20 protein-coding genes are annotated in these 20,996 nt (G+C 63.4%); 1 reads left to right on the forward strand and 19 read right to left on the reverse strand.

From position 1 onward, the window contains the following. Nucleotides 1–16 precede the first annotated feature (16 nt). The 7 genes from NK8_RS10365 to NK8_RS10395 form a co-directional block, all read right to left on the reverse strand. Nucleotides 17–1,807 carry an acyl-CoA dehydrogenase gene (locus tag NK8_RS10365; RefSeq protein ID WP_213226263.1) on the reverse strand — a complete coding sequence of 597 codons (1,791 nt, stop codon included), beginning with the start codon at nucleotides 1,805–1,807 and terminating at the stop codon, nucleotides 17–19. Nucleotides 1,808–1,914: 107 nt separating this feature from the next. Beyond that, nucleotides 1,915–2,850, reverse strand: coding sequence for an electron transfer flavoprotein subunit alpha/FixB family protein (locus tag NK8_RS10370; RefSeq protein ID WP_162066110.1), 936 nt, complete (start codon nucleotides 2,848–2,850; stop codon nucleotides 1,915–1,917). A 22-nt stretch (nucleotides 2,851–2,872) separates the two neighbouring features. Further along, nucleotides 2,873–3,622 (reverse strand): electron transfer flavoprotein subunit beta/FixA family protein, encoded by a 750-nt coding sequence (locus NK8_RS10375; RefSeq protein WP_061179375.1) that lies wholly within the window; start codon nucleotides 3,620–3,622, stop codon nucleotides 2,873–2,875. 176 nt (nucleotides 3,623–3,798) lie between these two features. Continuing rightward, a complete protein-coding gene (locus tag NK8_RS10380) occupies nucleotides 3,799–4,593 on the reverse strand; it encodes a MetQ/NlpA family ABC transporter substrate-binding protein (RefSeq protein ID WP_213226264.1) in 795 nt (264 codons plus the stop codon). A 14-nt stretch (nucleotides 4,594–4,607) separates the two neighbouring features. After that, entirely contained in the window at nucleotides 4,608–5,261 is a 654-nt protein-coding gene (locus NK8_RS10385) for a methionine ABC transporter permease (RefSeq protein WP_162066112.1), read from the reverse strand. Then, nucleotides 5,251–6,285, reverse strand: a complete 1,035-nt coding sequence (locus NK8_RS10390; protein ID WP_162066113.1) for a methionine ABC transporter ATP-binding protein — start codon at nucleotides 6,283–6,285, stop codon at nucleotides 5,251–5,253. Before NK8_RS10390 ends, NK8_RS10385 begins: the two co-directional genes overlap by 11 nt. Nucleotides 6,286–6,453: 168 nt before the next feature. Next, on the reverse strand, nucleotides 6,454–7,377 hold the full coding sequence (locus NK8_RS10395) for a histone deacetylase family protein (protein WP_213226265.1): 924 nt from the start codon (nucleotides 7,375–7,377) through the stop codon (nucleotides 6,454–6,456). A gap of 290 nt (nucleotides 7,378–7,667) precedes the next feature. On the opposite strand from NK8_RS10395, the gene mltB reads away from it, so the two are divergent. Continuing rightward, nucleotides 7,668–8,840 (forward strand): lytic murein transglycosylase B, encoded by a 1,173-nt coding sequence (mltB, locus tag NK8_RS10400; RefSeq protein WP_213226266.1) that lies wholly within the window; start codon nucleotides 7,668–7,670, stop codon nucleotides 8,838–8,840. A gap of 76 nt (nucleotides 8,841–8,916) precedes the next feature. Here the strand turns inward: mltB and cysM are convergent, their stop codons facing one another. From cysM to NK8_RS42750, 12 genes are all read right to left on the reverse strand, one after another. Further along, entirely contained in the window at nucleotides 8,917–9,819 is a 903-nt protein-coding gene (gene cysM / locus NK8_RS10405; protein WP_162066116.1) for a cysteine synthase CysM, read from the reverse strand. A gap of 254 nt (nucleotides 9,820–10,073) precedes the next feature. After that, entirely contained in the window at nucleotides 10,074–10,445 is a 372-nt protein-coding gene (locus tag NK8_RS10410) for a helix-hairpin-helix domain-containing protein (RefSeq protein ID WP_213226267.1), read from the reverse strand. Nucleotides 10,446–10,520: 75 nt separating this feature from the next. Further along, nucleotides 10,521–11,513: an ADP-glyceromanno-heptose 6-epimerase gene (rfaD, locus tag NK8_RS10415; RefSeq protein ID WP_213226268.1), complete on the reverse strand. Its 993-nt coding sequence runs from the start codon at nucleotides 11,511–11,513 to the stop codon at nucleotides 10,521–10,523. A gap of 19 nt (nucleotides 11,514–11,532) precedes the next feature. Next, nucleotides 11,533–12,507, reverse strand: a complete 975-nt coding sequence (rfaE1, locus tag NK8_RS10420; protein ID WP_213226269.1) for a D-glycero-beta-D-manno-heptose-7-phosphate kinase — start codon at nucleotides 12,505–12,507, stop codon at nucleotides 11,533–11,535. Continuing rightward, a complete protein-coding gene (locus NK8_RS10425; RefSeq protein ID WP_213226270.1) occupies nucleotides 12,473–13,876 on the reverse strand; it encodes a UDP-glucose/GDP-mannose dehydrogenase family protein in 1,404 nt (467 codons plus the stop codon). Before NK8_RS10425 ends, rfaE1 begins: the two co-directional genes overlap by 35 nt. An 84-nt stretch (nucleotides 13,877–13,960) precedes the next feature. Beyond that, nucleotides 13,961–15,136 (reverse strand): lipopolysaccharide assembly protein LapB, encoded by a 1,176-nt coding sequence (gene lapB / locus NK8_RS10430; protein ID WP_162066121.1) that lies wholly within the window; start codon nucleotides 15,134–15,136, stop codon nucleotides 13,961–13,963. 42 nt (nucleotides 15,137–15,178) lie between these two features. Then, entirely contained in the window at nucleotides 15,179–15,472 is a 294-nt protein-coding gene (locus NK8_RS10435) for a lipopolysaccharide assembly LapA domain-containing protein (protein ID WP_061179517.1), read from the reverse strand. A gap of 289 nt (nucleotides 15,473–15,761) precedes the next feature. Next, nucleotides 15,762–16,091 (reverse strand): integration host factor subunit beta, encoded by a 330-nt coding sequence (locus NK8_RS10440; RefSeq protein WP_061179516.1) that lies wholly within the window; start codon nucleotides 16,089–16,091, stop codon nucleotides 15,762–15,764. 22 nt (nucleotides 16,092–16,113) lie between these two features. Beyond that, entirely contained in the window at nucleotides 16,114–17,844 is a 1,731-nt protein-coding gene (gene rpsA, locus NK8_RS10445; RefSeq protein WP_174258034.1) for a 30S ribosomal protein S1, read from the reverse strand. Between the two features lie 103 nt (nucleotides 17,845–17,947). Next, complete coding sequence (gene cmk, locus NK8_RS10450) at nucleotides 17,948–18,628, reverse strand: (d)CMP kinase (RefSeq protein ID WP_162066123.1); 681 nt, start codon at nucleotides 18,626–18,628, stop codon at nucleotides 17,948–17,950. A gap of 76 nt (nucleotides 18,629–18,704) precedes the next feature. Next, a complete protein-coding gene (aroA, locus tag NK8_RS42745; RefSeq protein WP_225936157.1) occupies nucleotides 18,705–20,009 on the reverse strand; it encodes a 3-phosphoshikimate 1-carboxyvinyltransferase in 1,305 nt (434 codons plus the stop codon). Nucleotides 20,010–20,054: 45 nt separating this feature from the next. Beyond that, the gene (locus tag NK8_RS42750) at nucleotides 20,055–20,981 is read right to left on the reverse strand and encodes a prephenate dehydrogenase/arogenate dehydrogenase family protein (protein WP_225936158.1); all 927 of its coding nucleotides are present in this window, start codon (nucleotides 20,979–20,981) and stop codon (nucleotides 20,055–20,057) included. Between the last annotated feature and the right edge of the window lie 15 nt (nucleotides 20,982–20,996).

A 20,996-nucleotide genomic window follows, 5' to 3' on the forward strand; every position in this document is an offset into this window, starting at 1 on the left:
AGGCGCCTTTGTTCTTTTAGAACTGATCTTCGCTCAACGCGAGCACGCCTTCCTTGCCGTTCGCGCTGATGATCGACGCCTCGATCCCTGGCGCCTGAGACAGAATGTGTTCCGCGAAGAACTGCGCCGTCGCGATTTTCGCAACATGGAAACGCTCGTCTTCCGCGCGTTTGGCGTGCGCGACGAGCATCGCGCGCGCCATCTGCCAACCCGAGAACACGATGCCCGCGAGCCGCAGATACGGCACACTGCCCGCGAACACCGCGTTCGGATCGCTCCTGAACTTCGCGACGATGAATTCGATCGCGCGCGCGAGCGACAGGCTTCCCGCGCTCAAATGCCGATGCATCGACCTGAACGGCTGACCGTCCACATCGGCGAGCGCCGCGATGGTCTGGTCGACCTGCGCAAGCAGCGCCTGCGCCGCCGCGCCGCCATCGCGCACGGTCTTGCGGCCGATCAGGTCGTTCGCCTGGATCGCTGTCGTGCCCTCGTAGATCGGCAGGATGCGCGCATCGCGATAGTGCTGCGCCGCGCCCGTCTCCTCGATGAAGCCCATGCCGCCGTGCACCTGCACGCCGAGACTCGCGACATCGACGGACATCTCCGTGCTGAAGCCCTTCACGATCGGCACGAGGTATTCGTAGATTGTCTGATGGCTCTTGCGCGCATCCGCGTCCGCATGGCCGTGCGCGAAGTCGCTGTGCGCCGCCGCGACATACGCGAGCGCGCGAGCGCCTTCGGTGTAGGCGCGCATCGTGGAGAGCATGCGGCGCACGTCGGGATGATGGATGATCGTGACCGGCTCCTTCGCGCTGCCGTCGACGGGGCGGCTCTGCACGCGCTCTTTCGCATACGCGACCGCTTGCTGATACGCACGCTCGGCAATCGCGACACCCTGCATGCCCACGGCGAAGCGCGCCGCGTTCATCATGATGAACATGTATTCGAGCCCGCGATTCTCCTCGCCGATCAGATAGCCGATCGCGCCGCCATGATCGCCGTATTGCAGCACGGCCGTCGGGCTCGCCTTGATGCCGAGCTTGTGCTCGATCGACACGCAGTGCACGTCGTTGCGCGCGCCGAGCGAGCCGTCGTCGTTGACGAGGAACTTCGGCACCAGGAAGAGCGAGATGCCTTTGACGCCTTCGGGCGCGTCAGGCGTGCGCGCGAGCACGAGATGCACGATGTTCTTCGCCATGTCGTGCTCGCCGTAGGTGATGAAAATCTTCGTGCCGAACACTTTGTAGCTGCCATCGCCCTGCGGCTCGGCGCGCGTGCGTACGAGCGCGAGATCGGAGCCGGCCTGCGGCTCGGTGAGGTTCATCGTGCCGGTCCACTCGCCGGAAATGAACTTCGGGAGATAGCGCGCCTTCTGCGCGTCGCTGCCGGCGGTGAGGAGCGCCTCGATCGCGCCGTCGGTGAGCAACGGACACAATGCGAAGGAGAGATTCGCCGCGTTGAGCGCTTCGATGCATGGCGTCGCGATAAGTTTCGGCAAGCCCTGACCGCCGAAGTCCGCCGGATGCACGACGCCTTGCCAGCCGCCTTCCGCGAACTGACGGAACGCGTCCTTGAAGCCGGGCGTCGTCGTGACTTCGCCGTTCGCCCACGCGCTCGGATTGCGGTCGCCCGCCACATTCAGCGGCGCGATGACTTCGCCGCAAAAGCGCGCGGCTTCCTCGACGACGGCCTGCGCCGTATCGAAGCCCGCGTCCTCGTAACCGGGCAGCGCGGCGATGCTGTCGATATCCGCCAGTTCCTTCACCACAAACAGCATGTCCTTGACCGGGGCGCTGTAGCTCATCGTCCTGTCTCCTCCCTTTTCAGATATTCCGGTGCAAAAAAAGGGCGCAACATCTGTCGCGCCCTTTCTTGTTGTTTGTGGCGAGTGTTCGACTCACACGGCCCGGTTCAACCGAGCTCTTTCACCAGTTCCGGCACGACCGCGAACAGATCGCCGACGAGACCATAATCCGCGACGCTGAAGATCGGCGCTTCGGGATCCTTGTTGATCGCGACGATGACCTTCGAATCCTTCATGCCCGCCAGGTGCTGGATCGCGCCCGAGATGCCGACCGCCACGTACAGTTGCGGCGCGACGATCTTGCCGGTTTGACCGACTTGATAGTCGTTCGGAACGTAACCCGCATCGACCGCCGCACGCGATGCGCCCAGCGCTGCGTTGAGCTTGTCCGCGAGCGGTTCCAGCGTCTTCGTATAGTTCTCGCCGCTGCCCAGACCGCGACCGCCCGACACGATGATGTGCGCGCTCGTCAGTTCCGGACGATCGAGCTTCGTCACTTCGCGGCTCACGAACTGCGAGAGGCCCGCGTCGGCGGCGGCTTCGATCTTTTCGACCGATGCGCTGCCGCCTTCCGCTGCGACCGGATCGAAGCCTGTCGAGCGGACCGTGATCACCTTGATCGGATCGCTCGATTGAACCGTCGCGATCGCGTTGCCCGCATAGATCGGGCGCTCGAACGTGTCGGCGCTATCGACGGCGGTGATGTCGCTGATCTGCGCGACATCGAGATGCGCCGCGATACGCGGCGCGATGTTCTTACCGTAAGCCGTTGCCGGAGCCAGAATATGCGAATAATCCTTCGCGATGTTCAGCACGGTCGCATCGATGTTTTCCGCGAGGCCTTCGGCGAGTTGGGGCGCATCGGCGAGCAGCACTTTGCTCACGCCTGCGATCTTCGCTGCCGCATCCGCCGCGCCTTGCGCGTTCGAACCCGCGACCAGCACGTGCACGTCGCCGCCGATTTTCGCCGCCGCTGCCACCGTGTTCAGCGTCGATGCCTTGATCGACGCGTTGTCGTGTTCCGCAATTACCAGAATCGTCATGTTGTCTCCGCGTGTGTGGCGATCAAAGCACCTTGGCTTCGGTCTTGAGCTTCTCGACCAGCGTCTTCACGTCCGGCACCGTGATGCCCGCGCTGCGCTTCGGCGGCTCGACCACTTTCAGCGTCTTCAGACGCGGCGCGACATCGACGCCCAGATCCGCGGGCTTCACCGTCGTCAAAGGCTTCTTCTTCGCCTTCATGATGTTCGGCAACGTCACATAGCGCGGCTCGTTCAGGCGCAGGTCCGTCGTCACCACAGCGGGCAGCTTCAGCGACAGCGTTTCCGCGCCGCCGTCGACTTCACGCGATACCGTCGCTTTGCCATCCGCGACCACGACCTTCGATGCGAACGTCGCCTGCGGCAAACCCGCCAGCGCCGCCAGCATCTGGCCGGTCTGATTCGAATCGTCGTCGATGGCCTGCTTGCCGAGGATGACCAGTTCCGGCTTCTCCTGATCGACCAGGGCCTTCAGGATCTTCGCCACCGCCAGCGGCTGCAGTTCATCGGCGGATTCGACGAGAATCGCGCGATCCGCGCCGATGGCCAGCGCCGTGCGCAACGTCTCCTGACATTGCGTCACGCCGCACGATACGGCGATCACTTCCGTCGCAACACCTGCTTCCCTCAGACGCACCGCCTCTTCCACGGCGATCTCGTCGAACGGGTTCATCGACATCTTCACGTTGGCGATATCGACACCCGTGTTGTCCGACTTGACTCGGACCTTAACGTTGTAGTCGACCACGCGCTTGACTGGCACCAGAATTTTCATGCACACGCTCCAAAGTTACGATTACGTCAACCCAGCGTCATTATACGAGTGACGCGTCGGCTAGCCCCTCCGCAATCGGGTGGGATGGGTCGTCGTGCAATAGGAATGCGACCATTTTTAACGAACGGTCGTTCTATTTATATCCGCACAAACCCGAGTCCCGCCGCTGAAAACGATTACCAGGCCGTAATCACCGCTCCCGCGTATTTGCCCTCGACGAACTGCTTCACCTCCGGCGAGTGATACGCCGCGACCAGTTTGGCGACCCAAGGCTTGTCCTTGTCGGCCGCGCGGATTGCAATGATGTTCACGTACGGGCCGCGCGGATCCTCGATCGCGATCGCGTCCGACTTCGGCTTCAGGCCCGCTTCCATCGCGAAATTGGTGTTGATGGCGGCGACGTCGACGTCGTCAAGCGAGCGGGGAATCTGCGCGGCGTCGAGTTCGACGATCTTCAGCTTCTTCGGGTTCTCGACGATATCGAGCGGCGTCGCCTTGAGCCCCGCATCCGCGCGCAACTTGATGAGGCCTTGCTTCTGCAACAGCAGCAGCGCGCGGCCGCCGTTGGTCGGATCGTTCGGGACCGCGACGCGCGCCCCGTTGCCGAGCGCCGACAACGACTTCAGCTTCTTCGAGTAGATGCCCATCGGGAACGTCACGGTATCGGCGACCTTGACGAGCTTGTAGCCGCGATCCTTCACCTGCGCGTCGAGATACGGCAGATGCTGGTAGCTGTTCGCATCGAGATCACCGGCGGCGAGCGCGGCGTTCGGCTGCACGTAATCCGAGAACTCGACGACCGTGATCTTGAGACCGTTCTTCGCGGCGACCTGCTTCACCACGTCCATGATCTGCGCGTGCGGGCCGCCCGTCACGCCCATCTTGATTGAGTCCTCGGCGTGCGCGACGCCGTTGAACATCGTTGTGGAGAGGAGCGCGGCAGCGAATTTGAGAATGAATCGACGTTGCATGATTTATCGAGTGGTTATTTATGGCTGAGACGACGAACGAGCCAGTCGCCGAATGACTGCACGACCTGCACGAACACAATCAGGATCACGACGACCGTGAGCATCACTTCGGGCAGAAAGCGCTGATAGCCGTAGCGGATGCCGAGATCGCCGAGGCCGCCGCCGCCGATCGCGCCTGCCATCGCCGAATAGCCGACGAGCGACACGAAGGTGATCGTCAGGCCCGCGACGACGCCCGGCAGCGATTCCGGCAGCAGCACCTTGAAGACGATCTGACGGGTGGTCGCGCCCATCGCCTGCGCGGCTTCGATCAGACCGCGATCCACTTCGCGCAGCGCGGTTTCGACGAGCCGCGCGATGAACGGCGCGGCGGCGATGGTCAGCGGCACGACCGCGGCCGCGGTGCCGATCGACGAGCCGACGACGAGCCGCGTGAACGGAATCACCGCGACGAGCAGGATGATGAACGGCGTCGAGCGCACCGCATTGACGATGCCGCCGAGGACGCGATTCACGCCGATGTTCTGCAACACGCCGTCGCGATCGGTGAGATAGAGCAGCACGCCGAGCGGCAGGCCGACGGCCGCGCCGACCAGACCCGAGATGCCGACCATGATCAGCGTTTCCCAGAACGACTGCACGAACATGTCGAACATTTCACTCAACATGGGACAACTCCTCCACAACGACGCCTTGCGAACGCAAATACTCGATCGCCTCGGCGATCTTCACCGGCTGGCCACCCGCGAGCACCGCGAGCGAGCCGAACGCCTGCCCCTGGATCTCGTCGATCTGACCGTGCAGGATGTTGAAATCGAGTTCGTAGCGGCGAATCGTCTCCGAGAGAATCGGCTGATCGACGCCCGAGCCCGTGAACGCGAGCCGCAGCAGATGGCCGCTGCCGGTCTTCAGACGCTCGATCACGCGCGCCTTCAACGCGGGCGGCAACTCGTGCGCGATCACGTCGCCGATCAGCGCGCGCGTGACTTCGTGATGCGGCTGCATGAAGACATCGACGACCTTGCCCTCTTCCACCACGCGGCCCGCGTCGAGCACCGCGACGCGATCGCAGACCTGCTTGATGACTTCCATCTGATGCGTGATCAGCACGATCGTGAGTCCGAGCTCGCGATTGATCTTGCGCAGCAGATCGAGAATCGCGCGGGTGGTTTCGGGATCGAGCGCGGACGTGGCTTCGTCGGAGAGCAGCACGGTCGGCTTGCTCGCGAGCGCCCGCGCGATGCCCACGCGCTGCTTCTGCCCGCCGCTGATCTGCGCGGGATATTTGTCCTTGTGCGTCGTCAGGCCGACGAGATCGAGCAGCGGCAAAACGGCCGCCTCGATCTCCGCGCGCTTCTTGCCGGCGAGTTCGAGCGGCAGCGCGACGTTGTCGAACACCGTGCGCGAGCTCAGCAGATTGAAGTGCTGAAAGATCATGCCGATATCGCGGCGGGCGGCGCGCAGATCGTCCTTGCCGAGCGTCATCAGATCGCGGCCGTCGACGATCACGTTGCCTTCGCTTGGGCGCGTGAGCAGATTGATCGTGCGTACCAGCGTGCTCTTGCCCGCGCCGCTGCGCCCGATGATGCCGAACACTTCGCCGGCGGGAATCGTCAGATTGACGTTGTGCAGCGCTTCGACCCAGCCGCGCGGGCCGGCGAATCGCTGCGAGAGGTTGCGTATTTCGATCATGGAAAATGCAAACGGCGGAAGGCTCGCCGGGCGAAATGCACCCCGCGCAGCCGGCCGCCGCTCGTTCGTAGCCGTGTAGTACTGTGGTTCGCGATTTTACAGGAGGCTTTACATTCCGTTTAATAATGAATTCAGATCGGCTAATAACGTTGAGATATTTACCGATGCTCAGATCTCGGCCAGCACACGCAAATGCGCAACCACACTGCGCCCAAGCGCCGACAAGTTATACCCACCTTCGAGACAGCTCACGATGCGCCCTTGCGCGTGACGCTTCGCCACCGCGCGAACCTGCTCGGTGATCCACGCGTAGTCGTCCTCGACGAGACCCATGTTGGCCATGTCGTCTTCGCGATGCGCGTCGAATCCGGCCGAAACGAAGATCATCTGCGGCTTGAATTCCTCGAGCCGCGGCAGCCACATCATGTCGACGACCTCGCGCACCTGCATGCCCTTGGTGCGCGCCGGCAGCGGCACGTTGACCATGTTCGACGCGTGATTCCCAGCGCCGCTGAACGGATAGAACGGATGCTGGAAGAAGCTGCACATCAGCACGCGCGAGTCGCCGGAAAACGCGGCCTCGGTGCCGTTGCCGTGATGAACGTCGAAATCGACGATCGCGACGCGTTGCAGGCCGTGCACGTCGAGCGCATGACGCGCGGCAATCGCGACGTTGTTGAAGAGGCAGAAGCCCATCGCGCGCGCGGGCTCCGCGTGATGGCCCGGCGGCCGCACGCTGCAAAACGCGTTGTCGTAACGCCCTTCGATGACGGCATCGGTCGCAGCGATTGCCGCGCCCGCCGCGCGCAATGCGGCGCGATAGGACTCGGGGCACATCGACGTATCGGGATCGAGCTCGCTTCGACCCGATTCGGGCGTGCGGCTCTTGATGTAGTCGATATGGGCCTGCGTATGCACGCGCGCGAGGTCGGTTTCCTCGGCGAGCGGCGCTTCCTCGCGCTCGATGAGCGCATCGATCCGGCTCGCGATCAGCTGATCTTCGATCGCCTGCAAGCGCGCCGGGCATTCGGGATGCCATTGACCGTTGTCGTGCCGGAGGCAGTCGGGGTGGGAGTAAAAGCCGGTGGCCATGATGTCTCGCAATGCCGCTTTCGTCGGCTCTCGTCTCGTGTTTTTTCGTCATACGCGACCACGCGTCGCGCGTTTGACGTTAAGTTACCACACCGTTCGGCACGGCCGCCCTTGCCTTGGCACGCGGGCAGTATGGGCACGAGGCGTCGGTTATACTGCCCCGACGCCTTGCCGGCCGAGCGGTTGCGCGTTGCGTTCTGTTGAGAATCGTTGCAGATCGTTTCGGATCGATTCAACTTCCGGCGTTTCGTGCATCCGGCATCGCCCCCACCGCCCCAACCACGCACACTATGACTTTCCAGTTTGCTCCGTTCGACCTCACGGCCCGTTTCAAGCCGGCAAAGCGCGCACTCTTCGCCTCCCTCGTCTGCGCGCTCGGCGTTCTCTCCGGCAACAGTGTCTTTGCGCAGTCGCAGCAGCCGCAGGCCGCGACGCCGCAAGGACAGGTGTTCGAAGAAGAGATCGTGCCGCAGCGCTACGCGAACAATCCGAATGTCGAAGCGTTCATCAACGACATGGTCGCGCGCTACGATTTCGATTCGTCCGCGCTGCACGACCTGTTCGCCCGCGTGAGCTATTCGGCGACGGCGGCGAAACTCGTTCTGCCATCGCCCACGCCGCAGGCCAAGAACTGGCGCGCATATCAATCGCGCTTCATCGAGCCGGTGCGAATCAACGCGGGCGTGAAGTTCTGGCGCGCGAATCAGGCCACGCTGCAGCGCGCCTCCGAGCAATTCGGCGTGCCGCCGGAGGTGATCGTCGGGATCATCGGCGTGGAGACGATCTACGGGAAGTACATGGGCAACTTCCGCGCGCTCGACGCGCTGACCACGCTCACCTTCGATTACCCGAACACGCCGAATCGTGCCGAGCGCATGGCGACCTTCCGCAAGAACCTGGAAGACCTGCTCGTGTGGACGCGCGATGCGCAGATCGATCCGACCACCGTGCTCGGTTCGTACACCGGCGCGATCGGCATCCCGCAGTTTCTGCCCAGCAGTATCGTGCAATACGCGGTCGATTACGACGGCAACAGCCGCATCGATCTGCGCACGAGCCCTGCGGACGCCATCGGCAGCGTGGCGAACTATCTGAAGCAGAACGGCTGGGAGCCGGGCCGTCCGGTCGTGTGGCGGATCGCCGGCGATGTCGGCAGCCAGGGCATCGCGCAGGCCGCGGCCGATGGCGCGCCGGAGCCGAAGTGGTCGCTCGCGCAATTGACGAAGGCCGGCATGCTGCTCAACGAGCCGGGACTGAACGTCGAGGCTCAGGCAGCGACGCCGCTCACCGTCGTCGATCTGCCGACGCCCGGCCGCACGACCGAGTACACGCTCGGGCTGAAGAACTTCTATGTGCTCACGCGCTACAACCGCAGCTTCTTCTATGCGCTCGCGGTGTATCAACTCGGCGAAGCGGTGAAGGCGCGCATGATCTCGGGCGACACGGGCACGAATCCGCAGTGACGTTTCGCTGGCTCTGAAAAAGTAAAAAACCCCGGCATGCCGGGGTTTTTTCATTGCGCGGGCAAAGGTCGCGGCATCACGCCGGAAACACGCCCGTCGACAGATAACGATCGCCGCGATCGCAGACGATGAACACGATCGTCGCGTTCTCCACCTGCCGCGCGATGCGCAGCGCGACTTCGCACGCGCCGCCCGACGAGATGCCCGCGAAAATACCTTCGACCGATGCGAGGCGCCGCGCCATCGCCTCGGACGCCGCCTGACTCACGTTCTCCACGCGGTCGACCCGGCTGCGATCGAAGATCTTCGGCAGATACGCTTCCGGCCACTTGCGGATGCCCGGAATGCGCGAGCCCTCTTCCGGCTGCGCACCGATGATCTCGATCTTCTGGTCCTGCTCTTTCAGGTATTTCGACACGCCCATGATCGTGCCGGTCGTGCCCATCGACGAGACGAAGTGCGTGAGGCGCCCTTCGGTCTGACGCCACAGTTCGGGGCCAGTGCCTTCGTAATGCGCGAGCGGATTGTCGGGATTCGCGAACTGGTCGAGGATGATCCCCTTGCCATCGCGCTGCATCTGATCGGCGAGATCGCGCGCGTACTCCATGCCGCCCGTCACCGGCGTCAGCACGATCTCCGCGCCATACGCGGCCATGCTCTGACGGCGCTCGACCGACAGATCTTCGGGCATCAGCAGCACCATCTTGTAGCCGCGCATCGCGGCGGCCATCGCGAGCGCGATGCCGGTATTGCCGCTCGTCGCTTCGATCAGCGTGTCGCCCGGCTTGATGCGGCCGCGCTCTTCAGCTTTCCTGATCATCGACAAAGCCGGACGGTCCTTCACCGAACCCGCCGGATTGTTGCCTTCCAGCTTGCCCAGCACGACGTTGTTGCGGCTGCGGATTTCGTCGTCCACGATGCGGACGAGCTGCACGAGCGGCGTATTGCCGATCGTGTCTTCGATAGTCATGTAAGCCATATGCGGAGCGGATTCGATTCCCGCGGCAGGACGCGCCCGCCGCGGGATTTTTGATATGAGAATGCTTCGATTGTAGCCCAGCGGTCCCGTCGACGCCGACGCACCCCTGATGCGCGGATGGAATGCCGCGCGCGGCCGCGCCTGCACATGCAAAAAGCCCCGCAGGCAAACGTCCGCGGGGGAGCCTAACACTTCCGAAGGCTGAAGGAGATCGTTGACACGCCGGGCACGCCGGCGCGCCTTGGCGTCGTCCCTTATTTCTTCACGACGACGGGTTTGGACGACGCGGACGCCGAAACCTGCGTCGCGACCGCCGGGTTCGCAGCGCCGGGCGGTGCTGCGGCGGCGGTCTTGGCGGCAGCACCGATCGTCAGCCCTTCCGCTTCGAGACGTTGAACGGTCTTGCCGCCCATGCCTTTCACGCGCGTGCTGAGATCGCTGGCGTCCTTGAAGGGGCCATGCGCCTGACGTTCGTCGAGAATGGCTTTCGCCTTGGCCGGACCGATGCCCTTCACGCCGCGCAGCGCATCGGAGTTGGCGGTGTTGACGTCGACGGCCGCGAACGCGCTACCGATGGAAAAGATGAGCGCGAATGCGGCGATCGACGAGCGTGCTTGCTTGAACATGACTGAGTCTCCGTGAGGAACCGGCTGGCAACGGCGCCAACCGTGAGACCCAGTTTAGAGAGACTCGAAACGCGTTTATAGCTGGCCGAATAGCCAACGCACGTAGCGGTCGACGCCTTCCTGAACCGTCAGAAACGGTGCGTCGTAACCCGCCGCGCGCAAGCGCGACTGGTCCGCCTGCGTGAAGCATTGATACTTGCCGCGCAGTGCATCGGGGAACGGAATGTACTCGATGAGCCCGCGCTGCACGAGTTCCGCGAGCGACAGCGCCGCTTCGCCGTCGAGCGCGCGCAGCGAATTCACCACCGTCGACGCGATATCGTTGAACGGCTGGGCGCGTCCGGTGCCGAGATTGAAGATGCCCGACTTCTCCGGATGATCGAAGAAGAACAGGTTCACCTTCACCACATCTTCGACCGAGATGAAATCGCGCGTCTGCTCGCCCGCGGCATAGCCGTTGTATTCACCGAAGAGCTTGACCTTGCCCTCCGAGCGGAACTGGTTGAAGTTATGGAACGCGACCGACGCCATGCGGCCCTTGTGCGTCTCGCGCGGGCCGTACACGTTGAAGTAGCGAAAGCCGACGATCTGGCTCTGCGCCTTCGGCAACACCTGACGCACGATCTGATCGAACAGGAACTTCGAATAGCCGTAGACGTTGAGCGGCTTCTCGACCTCGCGTTCTTCGACGAAACGGCTCGACCCGCCGTATGTCGCCGCCGACGATGCGTAGAGGAACTGCGCGCCCTGTGCGAGGCACGCGTCCATCACGTCGCGGCTGTAGCGGAAATTGTTGTCCATCATGTAGCGGCCGTCGGTTTCCATCGTGTCCGAACAGGCGCCTTCATGGAACACCGCGCGCACTTTGCCGAAATCGCCGCGCGTGAAGCGCTCGACGAACTCGGTCTTGTCGAGGTAATCGTCGATCTCGCAATCGACGAGATTCTTGAACTTGTCGGCGCGCGTGAGGTTGTCCACCGCGATCACGCGTTGCTCGCCGCGCTCGTTGAGCGCCTTGACGATATTGCTGCCGATGAACCCGGCAGCACCGGTAACGATGATGGTCATGGCGAAGTATCAGGTAAGGTCAGGCGAAGAGTTCGTTGTAGTCGACGGTCGCCGTGCCGAGCTTGCCCACGACGATGCCCGCCGCGCGATTCGCATAGACGATCGAGTCGACGAGCGGCACACCCGCGCCCAGCATGGTCGCGACCGTTGCGATGACGGTGTCGCCCGCGCCCGAGACATCATACACTTCGCGTGCTTCGGCCGAGGTATGCAGCACCTGGTTCTCGGTGAAGAGCGTCATGCCTTCTTCGGAGCGCGTGAGCAGCAGCGCAGAGATATCGAGTTCGGCGCGCAGCTTCGTCACACGCTCGTGCAAGTCTTCCTCCGACTTCCACTGACCGACCACTTCGCGCAGTTCGGCGCGATTCGGCGTGATGAGAGTGGCGCCGCGATAGCGATCCCAGTCATCGCCTTTCGGGTCGACGAGCACGGGTTTTCCGGCGCGCTTCGCGTCCGCGATCATCTGCGTGACGTGCGTGAGGCCGCCCTTCGCGTAGTCGGACATGAGGATCACGTCGTGCTGCGGCAGCAGTTCCGCGAAGCGCGCGAGACACGCGTGCAGCACTTCGTGATTCGGCGTGTTCTCGAAATCGACGCGCAGCAGTTGCTGCTGGCGCGAAAGCACGCGCAGCTTGATGGTCGTGAGCAGTTCGGGATCGCGTTCGAGATGCCCCGCGACCTTGCTCTCGCCGAGCAATTCGACGATGCGCTCGCCCGGCTCGTCGTGACCGACGACACAGAGCAAGCCCGCCTGCGCGCCGAGCGCCGCCGCGTTGCGCGCGACGTTCGCAGCTCCGCCGAGCCGGTCTTCCTTCCTCTGCACGTGCACGACCGGCACGGGCGCTTCGGGCGAGATGCGGTTGACGTCGCCGAACCAGTAGCGGTCGAGCATCACGTCGCCGACCACCAGCACGCGCGCGGCCGAGATGCGCGCGCGCGGCACGACGGGAATATCGGCGTTAGCTGCGGCTGCCGTTGCGGTCGAGTTCGACATGGGGACGTCCTATCGCGTAATAGTCGATGCCCATTTCGGCCATCGCTTCCGGTTCATACAGATTGCGGCCATCGAAGATTACCGGCGTCTTCAGCGCGCTCTTCAAGTGCCAGAAATCGGGGCTCTTGAATTCCTTCCATTCGGTCACGATGACGAGTGCGTCTGCGCCCGTCAGCGCGTCCTGCTGCGTCTTCACGAAGTGCAGACGCTTGATGTCCTCGGGTCGATCCGCGAGATCGAGGGCGAACACGCGCTCGGCTTCGTCGCGCGCGACGGGATCGTAACCGCGCACCGTGGCGCCGCGCTGCAAGAGCGCCTCGATGATGCGCCGGCTCGACGCCTCGCGCATGTCGTCGGTGTTGGGCTTGAACGCGAGGCCCCACACGGCGAACGTGCGCCCGCGCAGGTCTTCGCCCATGCGCCTGACGATCTTGTTGACGAGCACATCCTTCTGGTCGTGATTGACCGCCTCGACCGCTTCGAGAACGCGCAGCGTGTGGCCGTTTTCGCGCGCGGTCTGCGCGAGCGCCTGCACGTCCTTCGGGAAGCACGAGCCGCCGTAACCGCAGCCCGCGTACAGGAAGTGATAGCCGATGCGCGGGTCCGAGCCGATGCCGCGCCGCACCGATTCAATGTCCGCGCCGACGGTGTCCGCCAGATTCGACAGATCGTTCATGAACGAAATGCGCGTCGCGAGCATCGCGTTGGCGGCGTACTTCGTGAATTCGGCGGAGCGCACGTCCATGTAGAGCGTGCGCTCGTGATTGCGGTTGAAGGGCACGTAGAGCCGCTTCATCTTCTCGCGCGCGAGATTGCCTGCGTCGTCGTCGTCGATGCCGATCACGATGCGATCTGGTCGCATGAAGTCGTCGACCGCCGCGCCTTCCTTCAGGAACTCCGGATTCGACACGACCGAGAAGCCATGCTTCGCCGAGCCTTCGAGCCCACGTGCCTTCAGTTCTTCATCGACGACCTTCTTCACCTGCAGCGCTGTGCCGACCGGCACCGTCGACTTGTCGACGATCACCTTGAAGCCGTTCGAGTATTTGCCGATATTGCGCGCGGCGGCGAGCACGTATTGCAGGTCGGCGGAACCATCTTCGTCGGGCGGCGTGCCCACCGCGATGAACTGGATGTCGCCATGCTCGACGCTCGCTTTGACATCCGTGGAAAACTGGATGCGGCCCGCCGCGCGCGTGCGCTTCAGCATTTCCTGAAGGCCCGGCTCGTGGATCGGCACGCCGCCGTTGTTGAGAATTTCGATCTTGCGCGGATCCACATCCACGCAAAACACGTCATTGCCGATTTCGGCAAGGCACGCGCCGGTCACAAGACCGACGTAACCCGTGCCGACGATGGTCACTTTCATACGCTTTCCGGTGGTTTCTGAAATGCCGGTGGCGGAAGCGGCGCGTTCGAGCGCCGCCTGATTTCATGCTTGCCGCGCGCGGGTTCAGACCGAGCTGGTGATCGGCTCGACGCGCCGCGGCGCGTACGTTTCCCAGCCGCTGCAGCCGGGACATTGCCAATAGAATAGTCGCGCGCGGAAGCCGCAAGTTTGACACGTATAACGCGGCAGGTTCTTGGTGCGCTGTTTCACGAGATTACGCATCAGTTCGAGCTCGCCGCGACGCGGCTCGTCGGCGGTCGCTTCCTGGGCTTCGAGCAGACGCGTCATGCCCGCGAGATTCGGCGCGCTTTCCATTTGCTTGCGCGCGAGCGCGTGCGCCGCGTCCAGGCCGCGCAACTCCTGCACGTGCTTGTACGCGACATCGAGCAGATCGTTCGACGGATAGCGCGTCGCGTAATCGATCAGCAGATCCACGCCCTCATCCTTGCGTCCGAGCGCGCCGTACGCCTTCATCAGCTTTTCGGCGACGAGCGGCAGATACGCTTCATTCTGCGCCTCGACGCGCTTCCAGTGCGTGATCGCGGTGTCGACGTTGCCCGCGGCCGCCTCGACGTCGCCGGCGAGGATCGTCGCGCGCACGTTGTCCGGGTTCGATGCCAGCGCGAGCTTCAGTTCGGCGCGCGCGCCTTCGGGATTCTTGCGCTGCAACGCTTCCTGCGCGAGCTCGCAATGAAAATGCGCGATCTCCATATGCAGCGACGGCGCGCCCATCTTTTCGATCTGCTCGGCCGTCGTGATGGACTTCGGCCAGTCTTTCTCGATCTCGTAGATGGTGAGCAAGGCGCGCTGCGCGCCGAGCGAATACTCGCCCGCTTCGAGCGAACGGAACGTCTCCTCGGCGCGATCGAGCAGGCCCGCCTTCAGGAAGTCCTGTCCGAGTTCATAGAGCGCGTGATCGCGCTCGGCGACCGGCAAGTCGGCGCGGCTCAGGAGATTCTGATGCACGCGGATCGCGCGGTCGGTTTCGCCGCGCCGGCGGAACAGATTGCCGAGCGCGAAATGCAGTTCGATGGTTTCCGGATCGAGTTTGGCGACTTCGATGAACGCATCGATCGCCTTGTCGTGTTGTTCGTTCAGCAGAAAATTCAGGCCGCGAAAGTACGAGCGCGGCAGGTTCGCATTCTCGGACAGCAGAGTTTTCAGGTCATAGCGGGACGCGATCCACCCCAGCGCGAAGGCGATGGGGATGACGAGTAGCCACCAGAAGTCTAGATCCATGCGATTTGTCGTTGAATGTTAGGTGTCTGCTTTCGCTCGATATCAGATGAGCGGCGGCATCGGCGGTTCTTCCTTCACCACCGGCGTCTCGCGCGCGACGCGCAGTTCGCGCTTCAGCCGTCCGTTTTCCATCCGCAGACGTATCATCGCGGGCACGCCGGACAACAGCCCCGCCAGCAATCCCACGACGAAAAACGCGAGACCGATCAGGATCAGCGGCGCGGTCCAGGCATAGCCTGCAAGGAAGTTCAGCGTCGCGGTCTGGGTGTTGGCGAGCGCCAGCACCAGCAGCAGCACGAAAATCAGAACGCGGATCAGCCAGACGAGGAATCTCATGTAGGGTCTCGCAAGAGCGGTTGCATCAGACGGCCCTTCCGTTGCGGCCGGGCCTGCGCGGTTGAACACCCAGGTCAAAGTGACCGGTATTGTAATTGATGCTTCCGGGCACAGGCAGCCGCCGGCGCTCCGCGTGGATTTTCAGCAAACAACGAACCCGTTGCGCCAGCGCTGCGAGCATGAAGCGCCGCATATGAAAAAAGCACCCCGAAGGGTGCTTTCCTGGTCGATTGCCTCGTGGGCGAACGTCGCGAACTGAAGAATTCCTTCAGCCGGGAATGCGCGCCGATCAGAGATCGTCCGCATCATCGTCATTCGACATCTTCAGCGGCTCTCCCGCACGGCCATCGACGCGTTCGCGCAATTCCTTGCCCGGCTTGAAGTGCGGCACGAATTTCTCCGGTACCAGCACCTTCTCACCCGACTTGGGATTGCGCCCGACGCGCGACGGACGACGGTTGAGCCCGAAGCTGCCGAAGCCGCGAATCTCGATGCGGTGACCGTTGGCCAAAGCCTCCGACATCGCATCGAGCATCGTCTTCACCGCGAAATCCGCATCCTTGAGGACAAGTTGCGGAAATCGCGACGCCAACTGGGCGACCAATTCCGATTTGGTCATACTTCAGCTTGCCGTTGAGGGCTTAGCTGTTCTGGCCGTCGAGCTTGGCCTTGAGCAGCGCGCCGAGGTTGGTCGTGCCGGTCGCAGCGGCGTTCGTGTCGCCCTGCAGGCTGCGCATGGCTTCCTGCTGTTCGGCCGAATCCTTCGCCTTGATCGAAAGGTTGATGCCACGCGACTTGCGATCGATGTTGATGATCATCGCGTTGACCTTGTCGCCTTCCTTCAGCACGTTACGCGCATCTTCCACGCGGTCTTGCGCGATTTCCGAAGCACGCAGGTAGCCTTCGACTTCGCCGGACAGCGTGATGACCGCACCCTTCGGGTCGACCGACTTCACGACGCCGTCAACGATGGCGCCCTTGTCGTTGATCGCGACAAAGTTGTTGAACGGATCGCCTTCGAGTTGCTTGATGCCGAGCGAGATGCGTTCCTTGTCGACGTCGATGCCCAGAACCACGGCTTCGACTTCGTCGCCCTTCTTGTACTTGCGCACGGCTTCTTCGCCGGTTTCCGACCACGACAGGTCCGACAGGTGAACCAGACCGTCGATGCCGCCAGGCAGACCAATGAACACGCCGAAGTCGGTGATCGACTTGATGGCGCCGCTGATCTTGTCGCCCTTCTTGAAGTTGCGGCTGAAGTCATCCCACGGATTCGGCTTGCACTGCTTCATGCCGAGGGAGATACGGCGGCGGTCTTCGTCGATTTCGAGAACCATGACTTCGACTTCGTCACCGAGCTGAACGACCTTCGACGGCGCAACGTTCTTGTTGGTCCAGTCCATTTCCGACACGTGGACCAGGCCTTCGATGCCCGATTCCACTTCGACGAATGCGCCGTAGTCGGTGATGTTCGTGACCTTGCCGAACAGGCGCGTGCCCGACGGGTAACGACGCGAGATGCCTTCCCACGGATCGTCGCCGAGTTGCTTGATGCCGAGCGAGACGCGGTTCTTCTCTTGGTCGAACTTGAGAATCTTGGCGGTGACTTCCTGGCCAACCGACAGCACTTCCGACGGGTGACGCACGCGACGCCATGCGATGTCGGTGATGTGCAGCAGGCCGTCGATGCCGCCGAGGTCCACGAACGCGCCGTAGTCGGTGATGTTCTTGACCACGCCTTCGACGATCGCGCCTTCCTTCAGCGTCTCGAGCAGCTTCGCGCGCTCTTCGCCTTGGGTGGCTTCGATCACCGCGCGGCGCGACAGCACCACGTTGTTACGCTTGCGGTCGAGCTTGATGACGCGGAATTCGAGCGTCTTGCCTTCATACGGCGTCGTGTCCTTGACCGGACGCGTGTCGACGAGCGAACCCGGCAGGAACGCGCGGATGCCGTTGACCATCACGGTCATGCCGCCCTTGACCTTGCCGGTGATCGTGCCGGTCACGAGCTCGTTGTTGTCGAGCGCCTTTTCCAGCGACAGCCACGAAGCGAGGCGCTTCGCCTTGTCGCGCGACAGGATGGTGTCGCCATAGCCGTTTTCCAGCGCGTCGATCGCGACGGAAACGAAGTCGCCCGCCTGCACTTCCACTTCACCCGCGTCGTTCAGGAATTCTTCGAGCGGAATATAGGCTTCGGACTTGAGACCAGCGTTGACGACCACGAAGTTGTGGTCGACACGCACGACTTCGGCGGAGATCACTTCGCCGGCGCGCATGTCCTGCTTGGTCAGCGACTCTTCGAACAGAGCCGCAAAGGATTCGGTATTCGGGGTGGAGGTTTGCAGGTCGGACATAAAAATCGATATTTGCACAGCCATTCGCGCGGTGGTCCCCAATGGACCGGTGAAGCGCAACGCCGTACGGGGTTAAAGGGTTTAACACACGCTCCATCTGCCGACGGAGCACCTTGCTCTATTACACGCGAACCGCGCTGTACCAGCCGATGATCTGTTCGACCGCTTGATCGATCGACAAACCGGAGGTGTCCAGCGTCTTCGCGTCCGCTGCGGGCTTGAGCGGCGCGGTGCTCCGGTTCATGTCCCGGTCGTCGCGCGCACGCAAATCTCGCAGCAAGTCATCCATATTAGCAGAAAAACCTTTTTGCATCAATTGCTTATACCGTCTCGCCGCGCGCGCCTCGGCGCTCGCCGTCAGAAATACCTTCAGCGTGGCGTCGGGAAAGATGACGGTGCCCATGTCGCGGCCGTCGGCGACGAGGCCGGGGCGCTTGCGAAACGCCCGCTGACGCGCGACCAGCGCCTGGCGCACCGCGGGATGCACGGCGATCGCGGAGGCGCGGTTGCCGACCTTTTCCTGCCGGATTTCGCCCGAAACGTCCACGCCATCGAGTTGCGCGCAACCTTCGCGGAACGTGATGTGGAGCGCTTCGATCAGTTTTGCAAGGCCGGGAGCGTCGTCTTTCTCCACTTCGTAGCGAAGGCTGGCGAGCGCCGCGAGCCGGTAGAGCGCGCCGCTGTCGAGCAGGTGAAAGCCGAGCGTCGCCGCGACGATGGCCGCGACCGTGCCCTTGCCCGAAGCCGTCGGCCCATCGATCGTGATCACGGGAGTGGGGTCGAATGGACGGGTCGGTTTCATCGAGTCTGGCCGTTCCGGCCCGTTGTTTCTGTCATTGAAGTCTATGAAATCGCGCTTCACGCTAACACCGCTGTAGTTACGCCTTGACGAGCGTCGCAAACCGATCGAAATAATCGGGGAAAGTCTTGTTCACGCACTTCGGATCGTTGATGCGAACCGGCACGCCGCCCAGACTGACGAGCGAAAAACACATCGCCATGCGGTGGTCGTCGTAGGTGTCGATCGCGGCATCCGGCGTGAGTTTCGCAGGCGGCGTCACGACGAGATAGTCCGCGCCCTCTTCCACCGTCGCGCCGACCTTGCGCAGTTCAGTCGCCATCGCGGCGATGCGGTCGGTTTCCTTCACGCGCCAGCTCGCGATATTGCGCAGCGTGGTCGTGCCGCTCGCGAAGAGCGCGGCCACGGCGATGGTCATCGCGGCGTCGGGGATCAGATTGAAGTCCATGTCGATGGGCGCGAGCCTGCCGTCGTCCGACTCGACGCCGCGCACTTCGATCCAGTCCTCGCCCATCATGACGTTCGCGCCCATGCGATTGAGCGCGTCGGCGAAACCGACATCGCCCTGGATGCTCGCGCGCCCGACGCCTTCCACGCGCACCGGCCCGTGACCGATCGCGCCCGCCGCCAGAAAATACGACGCCGACGACGCGTCGCCTTCGACCATGATCGCGCCCGGCGACCGGTAGCCCGCGCCGGCGGGAATCGTGAAGCGCGCCCAGCCATCGCGCTCGACGGTCACGCCGAAACGCGCCATCAGGCGGATCGTGATGTCGATGTACGGCTTCGAGATGAGTTCGCCTTCGATCTCGATCGTAACGGCACCGCTGCGGCCCTCGACGACCGGCAGGCTCATCAGGAGCGCGGTGAGGAACTGGCTCGACACATCGCCGCGCACGCGAATCGGCTTGTCGATCGCGATCTTCGCAGCGTGAATCTTCAGCGGCGGAAAACCGTCGTTGAGCTCGTAATCGATCGCAGCGCCGATCTGCCGCAAGCCGTCGACGAGATCGCCGATCGGCCGCTCGTGCATGCGCGGCACGCCATGCACGCGATATTCGCCGCCGTTCACCGCGAGCGCCGCGGTCAGCGGACGCACCGCCGTGCCCGCATTGCCCAGAAACAGTTCAGCCGCTTTCGACGGAAACGCGCCGCCCGTCCCGCCGACGATCAGGCGCTCGCCCTCCTCCCGCACCGCGACGCCGAGCGTCTTGAGGGCGGCGATCATCACACGGGTGTCGTCGGAATCGAGCAGATTCGTGATGGCCGTTTCGCCGCTCGCGAGCGCCGCGAGCAGCAGCACGCGGTTCGAAATGCTCTTCGAGCCGGGCAAGCGCACCGTGCCGGACGCGCGAGAGAAAGGTCCGAGATCCAGATGTTCCATAGTGTTTCCTTGGGTCACAGCTTGGGTTGCAGCTTGGGGCACAGCTTATTTCGCGGCGACGTCGTTGGAGGGCTTGATGCCGCCGCTCTCCTGCCACTCTTTGCGCGCGACGCGCGAGCGCGCGAACGCGGCTTCGAGCGCAGCGCCGTCCGATGCGTCGATCGCCGCGCGAAAGCGCGCGAGCACGGCAGTGTAATCGTCGAGTTCGGCGAGCAGCGCGGCGCGGTTCGCGAGACAGATATCGCGCCACATTTCCGGGCTCGACGCCGCAATGCGCGTGAAATCGCGGAAACCGCCCGCCGCGAACGAGAATTTCAGCTCGGCGTCCGGCGTAGCGAGAATCTGGTCGACGAGCGCGAACGACAGCACATGAGGCAGATGACTCACCGACGCGAACACGCGATCGTGCTGCGCCTCGCTCATCTGACGCACGCATGCGCCGGTCGCGCGCCACATCGACGCGACGCGCTCGACGTCGTCGGCTGCGTTTTCCGGCAGCGGACAGAGCACGACATTGCGATCGACGTAGAGATCGGGCAGCGCCGCATCGACGCCGCTCGACTCGCGCCCGGCGATCGGATGCCCCGGCACGAACTGGGCGACACGCGCGCCCAGGGTTCGCTTCGCCGCCGCGACGACATCGGTTTTCGTGCTGCCGGCGTCCGTGACGATGGTCCGCGCGCCGAGCAACGGCGCGATGCGCGCGAGCAGCGGCTCGGTCTGCGCGACCGGCGCGGCGAGCAACACGATATCGGCGTCGCGCAGCGCGTTCGACAGCGCGAGGTCGTCGTCGAGCGCGGCGGCCTCGTCGATCACGCCGAGTTCCAGCGCCCGCTCGACCGACTTCACGGAACGGCCCACGCCCACGACTCGGCCTGCGAGCCCGGCGCGTTCACGCAACGCGCGCGCGAGCGATCCGCCGATCAGACCGACGCCGAAAATAACCAGTTTGTTGAAAGAGAACGCAGCCACGGGACATCGATAAAA

The sequence above is a fragment of the Caballeronia sp. NK8 genome, assembly GCF_018408855.1.
Lineage (GTDB): Bacteria > Pseudomonadota > Gammaproteobacteria > Burkholderiales > Burkholderiaceae > Caballeronia.

Bases quoted from the DNA above. Each gene is read 5' to 3' on its own strand.
- NK8_RS10385 (WP_162066112.1), bottom strand. From the start codon at position 5,261: ATGTTGAGTGAAATGTTCGACATGTTCGTGCAGTCGTTCTGGGAAACG.
- rfaE1 (WP_213226269.1), bottom strand. From the start codon at position 12,507: ATGTCGAACTCGACCGCAACGGCAGCCGCAGCTAACGCCGATATTCCC.
- lapB (WP_162066121.1), bottom strand. From the start codon at position 15,136: ATGGATCTAGACTTCTGGTGGCTACTCGTCATCCCCATCGCCTTCGCG.
- NK8_RS10375 (WP_061179375.1), bottom strand. From the start codon at position 3,622: ATGAAAATTCTGGTGCCAGTCAAGCGCGTGGTCGACTACAACGTTAAG.
- NK8_RS10395 (WP_213226265.1), bottom strand. From the start codon at position 7,377: ATGGCCACCGGCTTTTACTCCCACCCCGACTGCCTCCGGCACGACAAC.
- NK8_RS10410 (WP_213226267.1), bottom strand. From the start codon at position 10,445: ATGTTCAAGCAAGCACGCTCGTCGATCGCCGCATTCGCGCTCATCTTT.
- cmk (WP_162066123.1), bottom strand. From the start codon at position 18,628: ATGAAACCGACCCGTCCATTCGACCCCACTCCCGTGATCACGATCGAT.
- NK8_RS10370 (WP_162066110.1), bottom strand. From the start codon at position 2,850: ATGACGATTCTGGTAATTGCGGAACACGACAACGCGTCGATCAAGGCA.
- aroA (WP_225936157.1), bottom strand. From the start codon at position 20,009: ATGGAACATCTGGATCTCGGACCTTTCTCTCGCGCGTCCGGCACGGTG.
- rfaD (WP_213226268.1), bottom strand. From the start codon at position 11,513: ATGACCATCATCGTTACCGGTGCTGCCGGGTTCATCGGCAGCAATATC.
- NK8_RS10380 (WP_213226264.1), bottom strand. From the start codon at position 4,593: ATGCAACGTCGATTCATTCTCAAATTCGCTGCCGCGCTCCTCTCCACA.
- mltB (WP_213226266.1), top strand. From the start codon at position 7,668: ATGACTTTCCAGTTTGCTCCGTTCGACCTCACGGCCCGTTTCAAGCCG.
- NK8_RS10365 (WP_213226263.1), bottom strand. From the start codon at position 1,807: ATGAGCTACAGCGCCCCGGTCAAGGACATGCTGTTTGTGGTGAAGGAA.
- NK8_RS10425 (WP_213226270.1), bottom strand. From the start codon at position 13,876: ATGAAAGTGACCATCGTCGGCACGGGTTACGTCGGTCTTGTGACCGGC.
- NK8_RS10435 (WP_061179517.1), bottom strand. From the start codon at position 15,472: ATGAGATTCCTCGTCTGGCTGATCCGCGTTCTGATTTTCGTGCTGCTG.
- cysM (WP_162066116.1), bottom strand. From the start codon at position 9,819: ATGGCTTACATGACTATCGAAGACACGATCGGCAATACGCCGCTCGTG.
- NK8_RS10390 (WP_162066113.1), bottom strand. From the start codon at position 6,285: ATGATCGAAATACGCAACCTCTCGCAGCGATTCGCCGGCCCGCGCGGC.
- NK8_RS10440 (WP_061179516.1), bottom strand. From the start codon at position 16,091: ATGACCAAATCGGAATTGGTCGCCCAGTTGGCGTCGCGATTTCCGCAA.